Genomic DNA, 14,606 nt, shown 5'->3' with positions numbered 1-14,606 from the left:
GTACTTAATTGAAAATTTTATACAACATTTCTTTAAGCAAGTCACCATTCGAAAGTGCATTGGCTCCTACTCCTTTGCTTTTTATATCGATATCTCGTAAAGAGCCAACAATTTGGCTAACTTTTCTCATCGGATAATTTTTAACAGCCACATCATAATCTTTTAAGAAATAGGGATTAACCCCTAACACAGCAGCTACATTTTTGGGGTTTTTATCTTTCAATCCATGATATTTGAGCAATTGCACAAAAAAACTAAAAACCAATCCTGTTGTCATTACTAGGGGATTGTCTTTTGGGTTTTGAGCAAAATTCTCAGCAATAGTGTACGCTTTTAGTTGATTGCGTTCACCAATCGCTTTTCGCAATTCAAAAACATTAAAATCTTTACTAAAACCTATATTTTCCTCAATATGATGCGCTGTAATAGTACTTCCAGCAGGTAATATGATTTTAAGTTTCTCAAGCTCATTGTTGATTCTGCTCAAATCGGTACCTAAAAATTCGACCAACATCGCTGAAGCTTTGGGTTCAAAAGCGTATTTTTTTCCTGCCAATACTCTTTTAATCCAATCTCCAACTTGGTTTTCATACAATTTCTTGCTTTCGTACACCAATCCATTTTTAGCCAAAACTTTGGTGACTTTTTTTCGTTTATCTAGTGTTTTATACTTGTAACAAAACACCAAAACGGTTGTAGGCATTGGATTTTCGGCATAGCTTTCTAACTTATCAATGGTTCTAGAAAGTTCTTGAGCTTCTTTTACAATCACCACTTGACGTTCGGCCATCATTGGATAACGCTTGGCGGTACTTACAATATCTTCTACAGAGACATCACGACCATACAAAACCGTTTGATTAAATCCTTTTTCCTCTTCGGTTAAAACTGTTTCCTCAATATAATCAGATAGTTTATCAATATAATAAGGTTCTTCACCCATTAAAAAATAAATAGGTTTAATATTTCCAGCTTTTATATCGTTAACAATCTTTATTACTTCGTCCATTCTATTTATATTCGGATTTCTAATTTCGGGTCTTGTTTCAACAACGTGAAACTTTAAACTTAAAACCTAAAACAATTTTATATTTTTGCAGTATGCAAGAACTTAATTTTCCTTCTTACTCTTTCCGATTCAAAAATAGCGAAAATAAAGTGTCTATTTTTGATGAAATACGTAAAAAGTTTATCATTCTTACTCCTGAAGAATGGGTACGTCAGCATGTAGTTCAATTTTTGATGCAAGAAAAAAAATACCCAAAATCCTTAATAAATGTAGAAAAAGTGTTACACGTTAATGGTTTGCGAAAGCGCTATGATATTGTAATTTTTAATCCTAATGGCGCTATTCACGCATTAATAGAATGTAAAGCTCCACATATCACTATAAGTCAAGCTACTTTTGATCAAATTGCACAATACAACATGACATTGCAATCCCAATTTTTGATGGTAACCAATGGTTTGAATCATTATTATTGTACAATGGATTTCGAAAATGAAAAATACGAATTCCTAAGATCAATCCCAGAATATGGTCCCATATCTCAACAAACTTCTTAAATTCACCCATGAAATTAGCCGTAGTTATACTTAATTGGAATGGACAATCTCTTTTAGAACAATTTCTTCCAACGATTATTCAATATTCACCAGAAGCCACCATTTATGTGGCTGATAATGCATCTACAGATAATTCTGTGGCTTATGTGAAAGCTAATTTTCCCTCAGTAAAAATCATTATCAATAAAGCCAATTATGGATTTGCTGGGGGCTACAACGAAGCTTTACAGAATGTAGACGCCGATCTGTATGCTTTGGTAAATTCAGATATTGAAGTTACTACCAATTGGTTACAACCAATTATCGAAACGTTTAAAAACGAGCCCAAAACAGCTATCATCCAACCCAAAATATTAGACTTTAAAAACAAAGAATACTTTGAGTATGCTGGTGCCGCAGGTGGTTTCATTGACAAATATGGTTTTCCGTTTTGCAGAGGACGTATCTTTGATACGCTTGAAAAAGATAACGGACAATACGATAATAGTATCGAAATTTTTTGGGCATCTGGAGCTTGTTTCTTTATTCGCTCAGAGATTTATCACGAATTAAACGGATTTGATTCCGATTTTTTTGCGCATCAAGAAGAAATCGATTTGTGCTGGAGAGCCATAAATTTAGGTCACATTATTAAGTATGTACCAAACTCCGTTGTTTACCACGTAGGAGGAGCAACATTACAACAAGGTAATCCCAAAAAAACCGAATTGAATTTCAGAAATTCACTGTTTATGCTCACCAAAAACTTACCCAAATCGGTTTTGTTTCGTCGACTGTTTATGCGAATGGTACTAGATGGTGTTGCAGGGCTTCAATTTTTAACAAAAGGAAAACCCAAACATTTTTTGGCAATTTTGAAAGCGCATTTGGCTTTTTATCAGTATTTTAGCAAGCACTTTAAAAAAAGAGGCGCTTTTCAAAATGAATCCTATTTCAAAGTAAATAGTATCGTCTATACTTATTTTATTAAGAATGGCACTGTTTTTGAAAAGCTAGTTTAACAATATTTTATACCTAGGTATTCATATTAAAATTTAACTTTGTAAAACATCAATAAAATAAAAATTATGAGAAAAATAGTAATTGCCTTATGCGTTTTGACACTTTTATCTTCTTGTGTATCTAAGAAGAAATACACCGATTTGGAAGCAAAAAACAAAGAAACTCAAGATTTATTAAATACTGCTACAGTTAAATTGAACTCTTGCTTAGAAGAGAAAGCAGGTTTAGCAGCTACTGTAGAAGGATTGAAAGAGAAAAATCAATTATTAATCAATACTTCAAAAGATATGACAGTTCTTACAACAAAAGGAGCTGAAAATATTGAAAAAGCATTAGAAACAATCAAAGAGAAAGATTTAAAAATTAGTAGAATGCAAGATGCATTAACCAAAAAAGACAGTGTAACACTCGCTTTGGTTACTAGTTTAAAAAGTTCCGTTGGAATTTCCGATCCAGATATTGAAATCAATGTAGAAAAAGGAGTAGTTTTTATTTCTATTGCTGATAAATTATTATTCAAAAGTGGTAGCTATGAAGTAACCGATAAAGCAAAAGCTGTTTTAGCTAAAGTTGCCAAAGTAGTAAATGACAAACCTGATTTTGAATGTATGGTTGAAGGTCATACCGATAATGTTCCTTACAGAAGTAACGGAGTTTTATTAGACAATTGGGATTTGAGTGTAAAACGCTCTACTTCTATTATCCGTGTATTAACTAATGATTTAGGAGTAAAACCAGCTCAATTAATTGCCGCGGGTAGAAGTTCATATGTACCCTTAGTAGAAAATGACACACCAGAAAATCGTTCTAAAAACAGAAGAACTCGTATCGTAGTTTTACCTAAAATTGATCAATTCTATGATATGATTGAAAAAGAAATGAAGAAACAACAACAATAAATTTCTTAATACTATTTTTTAAAGCGTCTTTTAAAGGCGCTTTTTTTATGCAAAAAAGTAGGTCGAAAGACCTACCAATGTATAATAATCAATTGATGTTTTTTTTTTATAAAATATCTAAACTCCCTTTTCCCTCTCTAACTACAACTGGCTCATAACCTGACAAATCTACAATGGTTGACCCAATATTATCTCCATATCCACCATCAATCACAATATCGACTAAATTTTGCCATTTTTCAAAAATTAATTCAGGATCGGTAGTGTACTCAATTACATCATCGTCATCACGTATGGAGGTTGACACGATAGGATTCCCCAATTGTCTTACTAATTCTAAAATAATATTATTATCAGGAACCCTTATACCAACCGTTGTTTTTTTCTTGAATTCTTTTGGTAAATTATTATTACCAGGTAAAATAAAAGTATAGGGTCCAGGTAAAGCTCTTTTTAAAATCTTAAAAGTAGCTGTATCTATTTGTCGAACATAATCCGAAAGATTGCTCAAATCGTGGCAAATAAACGACCAATTGGCTTTTTCTAATTTGATTCCCTTAATTTTGGCAATTTTCTCTAATGCTCTTGAATTAGTTATATCGCAACCCAAACCATATACAGTGTCTGTAGGATAAATGACTAATCCACCATCACGAAGTACTTTAACTACTTTCGCAATAGCAGCTTCACTTGGCTTATCTTCGTATATTTTAATAAATTGTGCCATCTAGGATTATGTTTTTATTGAAAGATAGAATTTATACCAGTAAGTTACAGATTTAATAAGTAAAAACAGTACAATTTCTTATAAAGTTTTAACTGATGTTATCCAATCACTTCTAATTTTGCGAAACGCAACAATAATTTCTTAATTCCACCAACTTCAAACTTAATTTCGGCTTTTTTATCAGCTCCAGCTCCTTCTAAGTTTAAAATCTGTCCTTTACCAAAGCGTTCATGCATTACAACATTTCCAACCACTAATTGATTGTCAAACAAATTGGTGCTTCCAGAGGAATTTGAAGTTCCCATTGGCTTTAACTTACGAATAACAGCTTCAGGTTTTGGCTCACTACTAGTACTATACTTAGGAGGAGTACCTGCAACGGGTTTAGCTAATCTAAGTTTTGATTTATCTACATCACCAAAAATATCACTATCAATTTGTGGTTTATAACGATAATTGCTCTCAGCGGGAGTTAAATATTCTAGATACTGACCGTCGATTTCCTCAATAAATCGGGAGGGTTCGCTATCTGTTAATTTTCCCCAACGGTAGCGAGATTGTGCATAGGTCAAATAGGCTTGATGCTCTGCACGTGTTAAAGCTACATAAAACAATCTACGTTCTTCTTCTAATTCACTTCGGGTACTCATACTCATGGCACTTGGAAACAAATCTTCTTCCATTCCTACTACAAAGACATGAGGAAACTCCAACCCTTTTGCTAAGTGAATCGTCATTAAAGCCACTCGATCTTCATCGCTGGTATCTTTATCTAAATCGGTTGCTAAGGCAACATCTTCCATAAATTCAGACAATGCACCACGAGCTCCATCAATTTCTTTTTGCCCTTCGGTAAAATCTTTGATACCGTTCAAGAGTTCTTCAATATTCTGAATTTTAGCCATTCCTTCTGGAGTAGCATCTTTTTTTAATTCTTGAACCAAACCTGTTTTTTTTGCCACATGATCCGTAATGTAAAAAGCATCTTGATTTTCATTGATAACTTGAAAACTCTGAATCATCGTCACAAAATCGGCTAGTTTTTGTTTGGTTCCCGAATTCAATTTCAAATCAATTTTATCAACATTTTGCATCACTTCCCAAATCGAACGCTTGTAATGATTGGCCGCTATAGTCAACTTTTCGATAGTGGTATCCCCTATTCCGCGCGCTGGATAATTGATAACACGAATTAAAGCTTCTTCATCTTTGGGATTGATGACTAAGCGCAAATAACACAACACATCTTTGATTTCTTTCCTTTGATAAAAAGACAATCCACCGTAAATACGATAGGGAATATCTCTTTTTCTCAAAGCGTCTTCCATAGCTCTTGACTGAGCATTGGTTCTATACAAAATGGCAAAAGCACCGTTATGTAACTGATGTTGCATTTTTTGTTCAAAAATGGTACTCGCTACAAATCGACCTTCTTCTGCATCGGTCAAACTGCGATGTACTTTGATTTTTGGACCAAAGTCATTGGCTGTCCAAACCACTTTGTCCAACTTGGTTTTATTTTTATCGATGATGGTATTGGCAGCTTCTACAATATTTCTAGTAGAACGATAATTTTGTTCTAAACGAAAGGTTTTAACGCCTTCATAATCTTTTTGAAAATTCAAAATATTATTAATGTTCGCGCCACGAAAAGCATAAATACTTTGTGCATCATCCCCAACTACGCATATATTTTGAAAGCGATCCGAAAGTGCTCGTACGATTAAATACTGCGAATGATTGGTATCTTGGTACTCATCTACTAGTATGTATCGAAATCTGTTTTGGTATTTAGCCAAAACTTCTGGGAATCGAGTTAGTAACTCATTGGTTTTTAATAACAAATCATCAAAATCCATCGCTCCAGCTTTAAAACAGCGTTCAACGTATTGCTGATAAATTTCACCCAAACGAGGTTTTTTCGACATAGCATCGGCCTCTATCAATTCAGGATTATTAAAATACGCCTTAACTGTAATCAAACTATTTTTATAACTCGAAATACGACTCAGCACCTGTTTGGGTTTATAAATATCACGGTCCAATTGCATTTCTTTAATTATTGCCGAGATCAATCGAGCAGAATCTTGGGAGTCATAAATAGTGAAATTAGAAGGATAGCCCAGATGATCTGATTCTGAACGCAATATTCTTGCAAAAACCGAGTGAAAGGTTCCCATCCACAAATTTTTGGCTTCAGAAGATCCTACAATTTGAGAAATTCTATTTTTCATCTCTCTAGCCGCTTTATTGGTAAAAGTCAAAGCCAAAATATTGAAAGCATCAATACCTTGGTGCATTAAATAGGCTATACGAATAGTAAGAACCCTAGTTTTTCCGGAGCCTGCGCCAGCGATAATAATCATTGGTCCATCTTTTTGAAGTACAGGTTCACGTTGGGCTTCGTTGAGCTGATCGATATATTGGTGCATGAATGATTTTTATTTAAGATAGGCAAAAATAAGGATTTAAGTAGGAATTCCGAATGGCCGCTTACAATTTACTGATTTAAAAAATAATGCATTTGATTACCAAAAAATTGGGAGTGAACTAAATACTGTAAATTCCATGCTGTTAGATTGATGGCCTGTAATAGTTGACAAATCAGTATCGAATATTTCACTCAAAAATGGAAAAATTACAAATCGAGATTTATATTAATTTAAAAAAATGCAAACCGAATAAAATACTAATGACCAGTATCTATGACATCAATTTGATAAACATACTTAAGATAAAGAAAGAAAAATGCAAGAGAAAGGAATAAAATAGCAAGCCCAATAACTCCTGTATTGATTTTCAAGCCCGTTTGTGAAATTTCGATATTTGTAGTTTCAGATGCTACTTCAACAGTTTCAGATTTTGGTTTAGAAATATTAGATTTTATTTGTATTTCCGTGAGCTTAAATTGTTTATATGACAAAATAAGTCCCATAATTACAATAAAAATGACCATGACAAAAATGATAATACTACTGTAAAATTGCCAAGCAAAGCTTCGCTGTTGGTGCATGGCGGCAAAATCGTATTGTTGTAACTGTCTATAAAATTGTATAGAATCACGTTCTGAATTTCCAGTTGGGGTTTCCAAAGTAAATTCCAATTTAGGTGGGCTTTCTACCGTTATTTTTTGTTTCTTTATCGAATCATGTGATGATAAAAATTCAGTTACTATATCCTCCTTGGATTCAATTGCATCTTGTGCATTTACACTAACTACACTTGCATATAGTAATAGTACCCCAAATAAGGTGTTTTTAGTTTTTATTTCCATACCATATCATATTTTTTCTTGAGAAATTGGATATACTGAATTCTTAAAGCAATTTTTTGATCAATCGTTGGTTTTGTATAGGCTTTTTTTTCAATTTTCATATAATCCCCCAGAACATCTGAAGTATATCCCACAGACCTCATTGCGCCACTTAAAGCTGAAGAAATCCATTCAAGAAGTTCATCGGCATACTTATGTTTAGCTTCCAATGATTTACTTGAAGAGTTGTTTAAATTAGTAGGAAATTGAAGCCTTGGCACCCCCATAAATTGTAAAATCATAGGAGCTAATTGTTTGAATTTAAAAACAATTTTTCCGCTTTGTATCTTTCGGAACACATTAGGAAATAGTTTTTTAAGAATGGCATCTCCATTATACAGTGATAATCCTAAATCTCTTACAGGAAAGTCATTAAAATAAGGATTCATATCACTAGAAGAATCAATAAAGATTGTAATTGGTAAACTATTACCGCTTGGAGTTATTTCAAAGAGAGACCAATTCTCCACTCCCCAAACACTACGCATTTTGGATGCAATAAATGGTTCAAATTCGGAAAGATTAGGAATAGCACCTGATTCTAGTTGGTCAAGAATTTTTCTATACAGAAATTGTCTCAAACTAAATTCCTCTAGCATTTTATATTCTTGTGTCAAATTCCTAAAATCCCCTTGATATTTAGCAAGTTCAAAAGACAGTTCATTAACTTGAGAATTTAAATTTTCAATCGGATCAAATGCTTTTATACTATCCAAAAGTTTTAGTACGTCTTTGTCATCAGATTGTGAAAAAGTGATAAATGAAGACAACATAAGTAAAATGACCAAATATAATTTCATATTTTCTCGTTTAATCAAAATTTGTAATTATTTAGATCATGAATTAATATTGAGCAGTATAAATTATTAAAAAAATACAAATTACTGATAATCAATATTTTCAAAGATACAAATTTAAATTTATCTCGATTTATTTAATTTTTTTATAAAATATGAAAAAAAGTAATCGAATATATTTAAATAGAATTTGATTAAATTTAACCTCCACTAAACAATTATTAATTACCCACTATGACTAAAAAAAGCTCATTGTATTTTGTACTAATGCTTTTGGCCTTAAGTATCCAAGCTCAAAATAGCAACAAAACACTATCCTCAACCGATTATGAACAAGCAGTAAACTATTTAGGATTCAATACCAATAAATTGGTTTTCAATAGTAACGTAAACCCAAATTGGTTACCCAATGGTGATTTTTGGTACAACAATACTACTCCTAACGGAAAAGAAATGGTAGTCATTCATACAGTTGATGGCACTCGAAAAACGGGCTCCGATTTAAAGTCATTACTTCCTGAAAATAATACGCCTACTACCCCAACTTATACAGTTACTCCTTTTGAAGTAAAATCGCCAGACGGTAAAAAAGCCGCTTTCATCAAAGACTGGAACCTTTGGGTCAAAGATTTGGCTTCACAAAAAGAAACCCAACTTACCTTCGATGGCGTAAAAGATTATGGCTATGCCACCGATAATGCGGGATGGAAACACAGCAATAAAGCTATTTTATTATGGTCTCCCGATTCTAAAAAAATTGCAACTTTTCAACAAGACCAACGTCACGTAAAAGATATGTATTTGGTATCAACCAATGTGGGAGCTCCCAAATTGGAGGCTTGGAAATATCCGCTTCCTGGTGATGAAAAAATAATTCAAATTGAGCGTGTGATTATCGAAGTTGAGACGCCAAAAGTTATTCGCTTCAATATGGCTCCCGATCCACGAAGAGGAACTTTGTGTGATGATATTTCTTGTTCCGGTTCTTTTGATGATAACGAATGGAATGCTGACGGAACAAAATTAGCCTTTGTTTCTACTTCACGTGATCATAAAGAAGCCAAAGTCAGAATTGCCGATGCACTAACAGGCGCCGTAAAAGACATTTTTGAAGAAAAAGTAGCCACACAATACGAAAGTGGTCAGGGAAAAGTAAATTGGCATTATTTAGAAAGTTCCAATGAAATCATTTGGTACAGTGAACGTGACGATTGGGGACATTTGTATTTATATGATGCTAAAACTGGTAAATTAAAATCACAAATTACCAAAGGGAATTTTGTAGTAACCCAACTTTTAAAAGTCGACGAAAAAAATCGAGTGCTTTATTTTGAAGCCAATGGTAGGGAAACAGGTCGTGATCCTTATTTCAGTCATTTTTACCGAATTGATTTCAGCGGAAAGAACCTTCAATTACTAACTCCAGAAGATGGAAACCACAACATCTCATTATCTCCCAATGGAGACTATTTTGTAGATACTTATTCTCAACCCAATGTGGCACCCGTTTCGGTTTTGAGAGGTTCTAATGGGAAATTAATTGCAACCCTTGAAAAAGCAGATATTTCAAAACTTGTAGCTACGGGTTGGAAAGCACCGGAACCCATCAAAGTAAAATCAAGAGATGGAAAATGGGATTTATACGGATTGCTCTTTACGCCTACTCATTTGGATCCAACTAAAAAATATCCTGTAGTTAATTACATTTATCCTGGACCTCAAGGTGGCGGTGTAGGCAGTCGTAATTTTTTCTCAGCACGAAGTGATCATCAAGCCTTGGCTGAATTGGGTTTTATTGTAGTTATCATTGATGGAACCTGTAATCCAGACCGTTCTAAATCATTTCATGATGCTTGTTATGGCAATATGGCCGACAACACTTTAGAAGATCAAATTTCAGGAATTAAGCAATTAGCCACTAAATACCCATTTATGGATTTGGACAAAGTGGGGATTTGGGGACATTCAGGTGGTGGTTATGCTACAGCAGCAGCCTTATTTAGATATCCAGAGTTTTACAAAGTGGGTATCTCTGAATCTGGTAATCATGAAAATCGAAATTATGAAGACGATTGGGGGGAACGATACATTGGTCTTTTGACCAAAGACATCAACGGAAAATCTAATTATGAAGATCAAGCCAATGCTAATTTTGCTGCAAATCTAAAAGGAAAATTATTATTAGCGCATGGCGGAATGGATGACAACGTACCACCTTACAACACTTATCTGGTGATTCAAGCGTTACAAAAAGCCAACAAAGATTTTGATTTCATCCTTTTCCCCAATGCTCGTCATGGTTTTGGTGCAGACACTTTCTATATGATGCGCAAACGATGGGATTATTTCGTAACCCATTTACTGCAAGCACAACCTCCTAAGGAGTTTTTGATTCAACCTAAATAACCAAAAAAGCAATGTTCTCACATTGCTTTTTTTATTCAACAGTTATTATATAAATAACTTGTTTTTAAAGCAGTAAATGTTAAAATTTCAATTAGTCATTAAACTTTTTTTCATAAATCTATTCAAATACTAAAATTAAATTAATTAAAAACTTTATGAAAAAACTACATTTATTTTTCTTAGGTATTGCTGTAATAATTAGTTCATGTTCTAAAAATGATAATGATACTAATTATAATACAATAGATTCTTACCCAAATGTTTCCAAAACATTTTCTGGAAAAATAGATTTGAATAAGTTGTTTAATTATCAAAATCAAAATGTTCCCTCTTACATCACAAAAGACAATACCAGTGGCAATTCGATTACTGATAAAGGAGCTACTTTGGGAAGGGTTTTGTTTTATGATAAAAATTTATCAGCCAACAATACCATCTCTTGTTCCTCTTGCCATAAACAAGCTAATGCATTTGGGGATGATGCCGTCGCTAGCATCGGAATTAACGGAACAACAACCAGACATTCTATGCGACTTGTCAATTCTAGATTTTCAAATGAAAATAAATTCTTTTGGGATGAAAGAGCTACAAGTTTAGAAAATCAAACAACACAACCCATTCAGAATCATATCGAAATGGGATTTAGTGGAACCAACGGTGATGCTAATTTGGCAAGCCTAATTAACAAATTGCAAAATATTGGATACTATAAAGAACTATTTCGATTTGTTTATGGTTCCGAGGAGATTACCGAAACCAAAATTCAATTGGCTTTGGCACAATTTATCAGAAGCATTCAATCTTTTGATTCCAAATTCGATATTGGAAGAGCTTCAGCCACCAATGATAAGCAAAACTTCAATAACTTTACTGCTCAAGAAAATCAAGGTAAAGATTTGTTTTTAACGCCACCTGTTTTTGATACTACAGGCAATAGAATTTCTGGAGGATTAGGCTGTGCAGCTTGCCACGGTGCTCCTGAATTCGATATTGATCCCAACTCCAGAAACAACGGAATAATTGGCGTATTAAATGCAACTGGAATTGATATAACCAATACAAAAGCGCCTTCCTTGCGAGACTTACTCAATCAAAAAGGCGAACCTAACGGACCTATGATGCATACTGGCAATTTAGCTACTTTACAAAATGTTATTGGACATTACGGAACCATAAACATTGCGCCTGGCAATTCCAATTTAGATCCGCGTTTACGTCCAAATGGATTTGGTCAGCAATTACATTTGACCGCTACTGAAGTAAACGCGCTTATTGCTTTTATTAAAACCCTCACTGGTACTGCTGTTTATACTGATCCAAAATGGTCTTCCCCTTTTTAAAATATTTATTTTTCGACTTCTTTTTGATAGTTAAGTCTAAAATAATTTATCAAGATCAACATAAAACCTTTAGCAGTAATGAAGCCAGCAATTACCCCCAATTTTTCATGCATAAGTATATTCTGATAATATAAAATAACAACACAAAGAACTAAAAACTTAAGATATAGCTGATTGTGCTCATTAAGAATTTGTTTTAGGGTTATATTATATGGAAATAAAAATCTCCGAAGACTTCTATAATAACTTGATATTATTTTGTAAATTAGGACTAAATTTAAATAACAAAAAATAGAAAACATGAAAAACAATTTTTGGATTTACATGATCATTTCGTGTTTGGGCCTAGCAAGTTGTAAAAAAGAAGTAGACAATTCAAAAGCAATTGAGCAACCACCTTTACAAGTAACTTGTTACCAAGCGGTATATGAAAAGGACACCGTTAATATAAAACTTAACACCTTAAAAAATGGACATATTACCGGCAAGATGGTAATGAAAGAATTTGATTCACCTATTAAAGATGGCACTATCACTGGGAAATTTAGCGGAGACACTTTACTAGTTGATTATACTTATACCTCCGGTCAAACAGATAAAACAATCTTTAAAAACCCATTAGCCCTACTCAAAAAAGGAAAGGAACTCATCCTTGGTAATGGCAAAATAGAAACTTATTTAGGAAAAACCTATTTTGTGAAAGGTCAACCTATCGATTATGAAAAGGTCAAATACAAATTCTCTGAAACGGATTGTAAAGAATAATTAGCACAAAAAGGAGATAATTTCTCCTTTTTTTATTTGTAAAAAACGTCGTAGGCAAATCGGACTAACGTGCCAATGACTACCACCAGAAAAAAGATTCGGATAAAACTATTGCCTTTGTTGATAGCCAATTTGGCGCCCAACCATCCACCGAGCGCATTGCTAGCCGCCATAGGAATCGCAATAGCCCAAATGATTTTGCCTTTGAGCATAAACAAGCAAATCGAACCAAAATTGGTCGCTAAGTTGACCATTTTCGCATTCGCAGAAGCGTGCAAAAAATCGAACCCCATAATGGCAATAAACGCCACAACCAAGAAACTTCCCGTGCCTGGACCAATGAATCCGTCGTACAGACCCACCACAAAACTGATGGCAACAGCATTGAGCAATTGGCGTTTATTAGAAATATTCTTTTCTATTTGCTGTCCGAAATTTTTCTTGGCATAGGTATAGATTACTAAAAACGACAGCACGACCAACAAAAGTGGTTTCATAAAATCATTGCTCACATAGGTCAGCAAAGTTGAACCCAAAAACGCGGACGGAAATGCCAAAAGCATCATAATTCCGAGTAGTTTCCAGTTTAAATCCACTTTCTTCAAGTACTGAAAAGCAGCAAAAGAGGTACCACTAAATGCGGGTACTTTTAAGGTTCCAATTACGGTTGCGACAGGAAGACTGGGCAACAAAATGAGTCCAACGGGGGTTTGTATGAGTCCACCTCCTCCTACTATAGCATCTATAAATCCCGCAGCAAAAGCGGCTAAACAAAGCAAAAGTAAGATAGTAACATCCATTGAGCGGTGGTTTTGTATTGGTTGCGGCAAAAATAGGAGTATCGAATGATTTTGAGTAGTAATCATCAGGAATTTTTATATAATTTAAACACAAAGGGTACAAAAAATATAAACATATAAGTCATAACAGTTTTTTAAGTTAACTGTTTTTTTTAACATATAAGACAAATAAGGACATAGAAGTAGCTATCTGTGAAAATCTGTGGAGTTTGTGTCTATTACTTAACCGCAAGGAGCGCAAAGGTTTACGCAAGTGTCGCTAAGACAATTACAAAACTTTGTGTTTCTTGGGTCCTTCTTTGTGGTTCTTTGTGGTAAAACAACTTAACTGCAAATTTTAAACAATTAACCGATTAATCAGTTAAACAATAATTCAACAATCCTAATTCAAAAAAGTTTATTTTTGTGCCCCAAACCCAATTATACTTATGGACGCAACAAGAATTATTGAACTAGCTAGTTACACTTTACCCTCACTAATTACTGGAGTGGTGGCCTATCAATTTTTTAATTTACATACCAAAGACGAGGCTGGGCGTCGTCGTTTTTTATTGCATAGAGAAGCTCAAAAAACAGCTTTACCCATCCGTTTACAGGCGTATGAGCGTATGACTTTGTTTTTGGAGCGCATTAGTTTGAATCAGTTATTGATTCGCATTGCTCCTATTTCGACTGAAAAGAGTGACTATGAACAATTGATTATCGCTCACATCGAACAAGAATTCGAACATAATTTGACGCAACAAGTGTATATGTCGGATGAATGTTGGAGTATTATTTTAACTGCCAAAAACGCAACTATTCAAATGATTCGAATGGCTGCCAAAAAAGAATCTATAGAGAATGCCAATCAAATGCGTGAGTTGATTTTGAATGATTTGCTAGAAAAACAATCGCCTAGTAACGCGGCTTTGGCATTTATCAAACAAGAAGTAAGTGATTTATGGTAATTGCTTTCGGTTAACAACTGTTAGTAGTTGAATGTAATTCA

General features: G+C 33.9%; 13 protein-coding genes. 7 read left to right on the top strand and 6 right to left on the bottom strand.

The genetic code is table 11. From position 1 onward, the window contains the following. Positions 1 to 4: 4 nt before the first annotated feature. Complete coding sequence (gene holA, locus ACSVH5_RS00110; protein ID WP_438059436.1) at positions 5 to 1,009, bottom strand: DNA polymerase III subunit delta; 1,005 nt, start codon at positions 1,007 to 1,009, stop codon at positions 5 to 7. 92 nt (positions 1,010 to 1,101) lie between these two features. Between holA and ACSVH5_RS00105 the strand changes: the two genes are divergently transcribed. The 3 genes from ACSVH5_RS00105 (at position 1,102) to ACSVH5_RS00095 (ending at position 3,467) form a co-directional block, all read left to right on the top strand. Next, positions 1,102 to 1,566 carry a type I restriction enzyme HsdR N-terminal domain-containing protein gene (locus ACSVH5_RS00105; RefSeq protein ID WP_159685233.1) on the top strand — a complete coding sequence of 155 codons (465 nt, stop codon included), beginning with the start codon at positions 1,102 to 1,104 and terminating at the stop codon, positions 1,564 to 1,566. 8 nt (positions 1,567 to 1,574) lie between these two features. Beyond that, positions 1,575 to 2,567 (top strand): glycosyltransferase family 2 protein, encoded by a 993-nt coding sequence (locus ACSVH5_RS00100; RefSeq protein WP_438059435.1) that lies wholly within the window; start codon positions 1,575 to 1,577, stop codon positions 2,565 to 2,567. 66 nt (positions 2,568 to 2,633) lie between these two features. Continuing rightward, complete coding sequence (locus ACSVH5_RS00095; RefSeq protein WP_438059434.1) at positions 2,634 to 3,467, top strand: OmpA family protein; 834 nt, start codon at positions 2,634 to 2,636, stop codon at positions 3,465 to 3,467. 106 nt (positions 3,468 to 3,573) lie between these two features. On the opposite strand, the gene ACSVH5_RS00090 is transcribed toward ACSVH5_RS00095, so the two are convergent. The 4 genes from ACSVH5_RS00090 to ACSVH5_RS00075 form a co-directional block, all read right to left on the bottom strand. After that, complete coding sequence (locus tag ACSVH5_RS00090; protein WP_438059433.1) at positions 3,574 to 4,194, bottom strand: L-threonylcarbamoyladenylate synthase; 621 nt, start codon at positions 4,192 to 4,194, stop codon at positions 3,574 to 3,576. 98 nt (positions 4,195 to 4,292) lie between these two features. Continuing rightward, entirely contained in the window at positions 4,293 to 6,626 is a 2,334-nt protein-coding gene (locus tag ACSVH5_RS00085) for an ATP-dependent helicase (RefSeq protein ID WP_438059432.1), read from the bottom strand. Positions 6,627 to 6,883: 257 nt separating this feature from the next. Then, the gene (locus tag ACSVH5_RS00080; RefSeq protein WP_438059431.1) at positions 6,884 to 7,468 is read right to left on the bottom strand and encodes a hypothetical protein; all 585 of its coding nucleotides are present in this window, start codon (positions 7,466 to 7,468) and stop codon (positions 6,884 to 6,886) included. Further along, positions 7,459 to 8,307 (bottom strand): hypothetical protein, encoded by an 849-nt coding sequence (locus ACSVH5_RS00075; protein WP_438059430.1) that lies wholly within the window; start codon positions 8,305 to 8,307, stop codon positions 7,459 to 7,461. Before ACSVH5_RS00075 ends, ACSVH5_RS00080 begins: the two co-directional genes overlap by 10 nt. 231 nt (positions 8,308 to 8,538) lie before the next feature. Here ACSVH5_RS00075 and ACSVH5_RS00070 point away from each other — a divergent pair, with 231 nt between their 5' ends. From ACSVH5_RS00070 to ACSVH5_RS00060, 3 genes are all read left to right on the top strand, one after another. Next, entirely contained in the window at positions 8,539 to 10,710 is a 2,172-nt protein-coding gene (locus ACSVH5_RS00070; protein WP_438059429.1) for a DPP IV N-terminal domain-containing protein, read from the top strand. 155 nt (positions 10,711 to 10,865) lie between these two features. Continuing rightward, the gene (locus ACSVH5_RS00065) at positions 10,866 to 12,050 is read left to right on the top strand and encodes a cytochrome-c peroxidase (protein WP_438059428.1); all 1,185 of its coding nucleotides are present in this window, start codon (positions 10,866 to 10,868) and stop codon (positions 12,048 to 12,050) included. A 300-nt stretch (positions 12,051 to 12,350) separates the two neighbouring features. Next, the gene (locus ACSVH5_RS00060; protein WP_438059427.1) at positions 12,351 to 12,815 is read left to right on the top strand and encodes a hypothetical protein; all 465 of its coding nucleotides are present in this window, start codon (positions 12,351 to 12,353) and stop codon (positions 12,813 to 12,815) included. A 32-nt stretch (positions 12,816 to 12,847) separates the two neighbouring features. On the opposite strand, the gene ACSVH5_RS00055 is transcribed toward ACSVH5_RS00060, so the two are convergent. After that, positions 12,848 to 13,615 carry a sulfite exporter TauE/SafE family protein gene (locus ACSVH5_RS00055; RefSeq protein WP_438059426.1) on the bottom strand — a complete coding sequence of 256 codons (768 nt, stop codon included), beginning with the start codon at positions 13,613 to 13,615 and terminating at the stop codon, positions 12,848 to 12,850. A 428-nt stretch (positions 13,616 to 14,043) separates the two neighbouring features. On the opposite strand from ACSVH5_RS00055, the gene ACSVH5_RS00050 reads away from it, so the two are divergent. Next, a complete protein-coding gene (locus tag ACSVH5_RS00050; protein WP_438059425.1) occupies positions 14,044 to 14,565 on the top strand; it encodes a hypothetical protein in 522 nt (173 codons plus the stop codon). Positions 14,566 to 14,606: the final 41 nt, after the last annotated feature.

This window comes from Flavobacterium sp. RSSA_27 (genome assembly GCF_051547125.1).
Classification (GTDB): domain Bacteria; phylum Bacteroidota; class Bacteroidia; order Flavobacteriales; family Flavobacteriaceae; genus Flavobacterium.
Note: the sequence above shows the minus strand (reverse complement) of the source record. Positions and strands in the feature narration are given on the sequence as shown.

Bases quoted from the DNA above. Each gene is read 5' to 3' on its own strand.
- ACSVH5_RS00065 (WP_438059428.1), top strand. From the start codon at position 10,866: ATGAAAAAACTACATTTATTTTTCTTAGGTATTGCTGTAATAATTAGT.
- holA (WP_438059436.1), bottom strand. From the start codon at position 1,009: ATGGACGAAGTAATAAAGATTGTTAACGATATAAAAGCTGGAAATATT.
- ACSVH5_RS00080 (WP_438059431.1), bottom strand. From the start codon at position 7,468: ATGGAAATAAAAACTAAAAACACCTTATTTGGGGTACTATTACTATAT.
- ACSVH5_RS00095 (WP_438059434.1), top strand. From the start codon at position 2,634: ATGAGAAAAATAGTAATTGCCTTATGCGTTTTGACACTTTTATCTTCT.
- ACSVH5_RS00075 (WP_438059430.1), bottom strand. From the start codon at position 8,307: ATGAAATTATATTTGGTCATTTTACTTATGTTGTCTTCATTTATCACT.
- ACSVH5_RS00070 (WP_438059429.1), top strand. From the start codon at position 8,539: ATGACTAAAAAAAGCTCATTGTATTTTGTACTAATGCTTTTGGCCTTA.
- ACSVH5_RS00105 (WP_159685233.1), top strand. From the start codon at position 1,102: ATGCAAGAACTTAATTTTCCTTCTTACTCTTTCCGATTCAAAAATAGC.
- ACSVH5_RS00085 (WP_438059432.1), bottom strand. From the start codon at position 6,626: ATGCACCAATATATCGATCAGCTCAACGAAGCCCAACGTGAACCTGTA.
- ACSVH5_RS00100 (WP_438059435.1), top strand. From the start codon at position 1,575: ATGAAATTAGCCGTAGTTATACTTAATTGGAATGGACAATCTCTTTTA.
- ACSVH5_RS00055 (WP_438059426.1), bottom strand. From the start codon at position 13,615: ATGGATGTTACTATCTTACTTTTGCTTTGTTTAGCCGCTTTTGCTGCG.
- ACSVH5_RS00060 (WP_438059427.1), top strand. From the start codon at position 12,351: ATGAAAAACAATTTTTGGATTTACATGATCATTTCGTGTTTGGGCCTA.
- ACSVH5_RS00090 (WP_438059433.1), bottom strand. From the start codon at position 4,194: ATGGCACAATTTATTAAAATATACGAAGATAAGCCAAGTGAAGCTGCT.
- ACSVH5_RS00050 (WP_438059425.1), top strand. From the start codon at position 14,044: ATGGACGCAACAAGAATTATTGAACTAGCTAGTTACACTTTACCCTCA.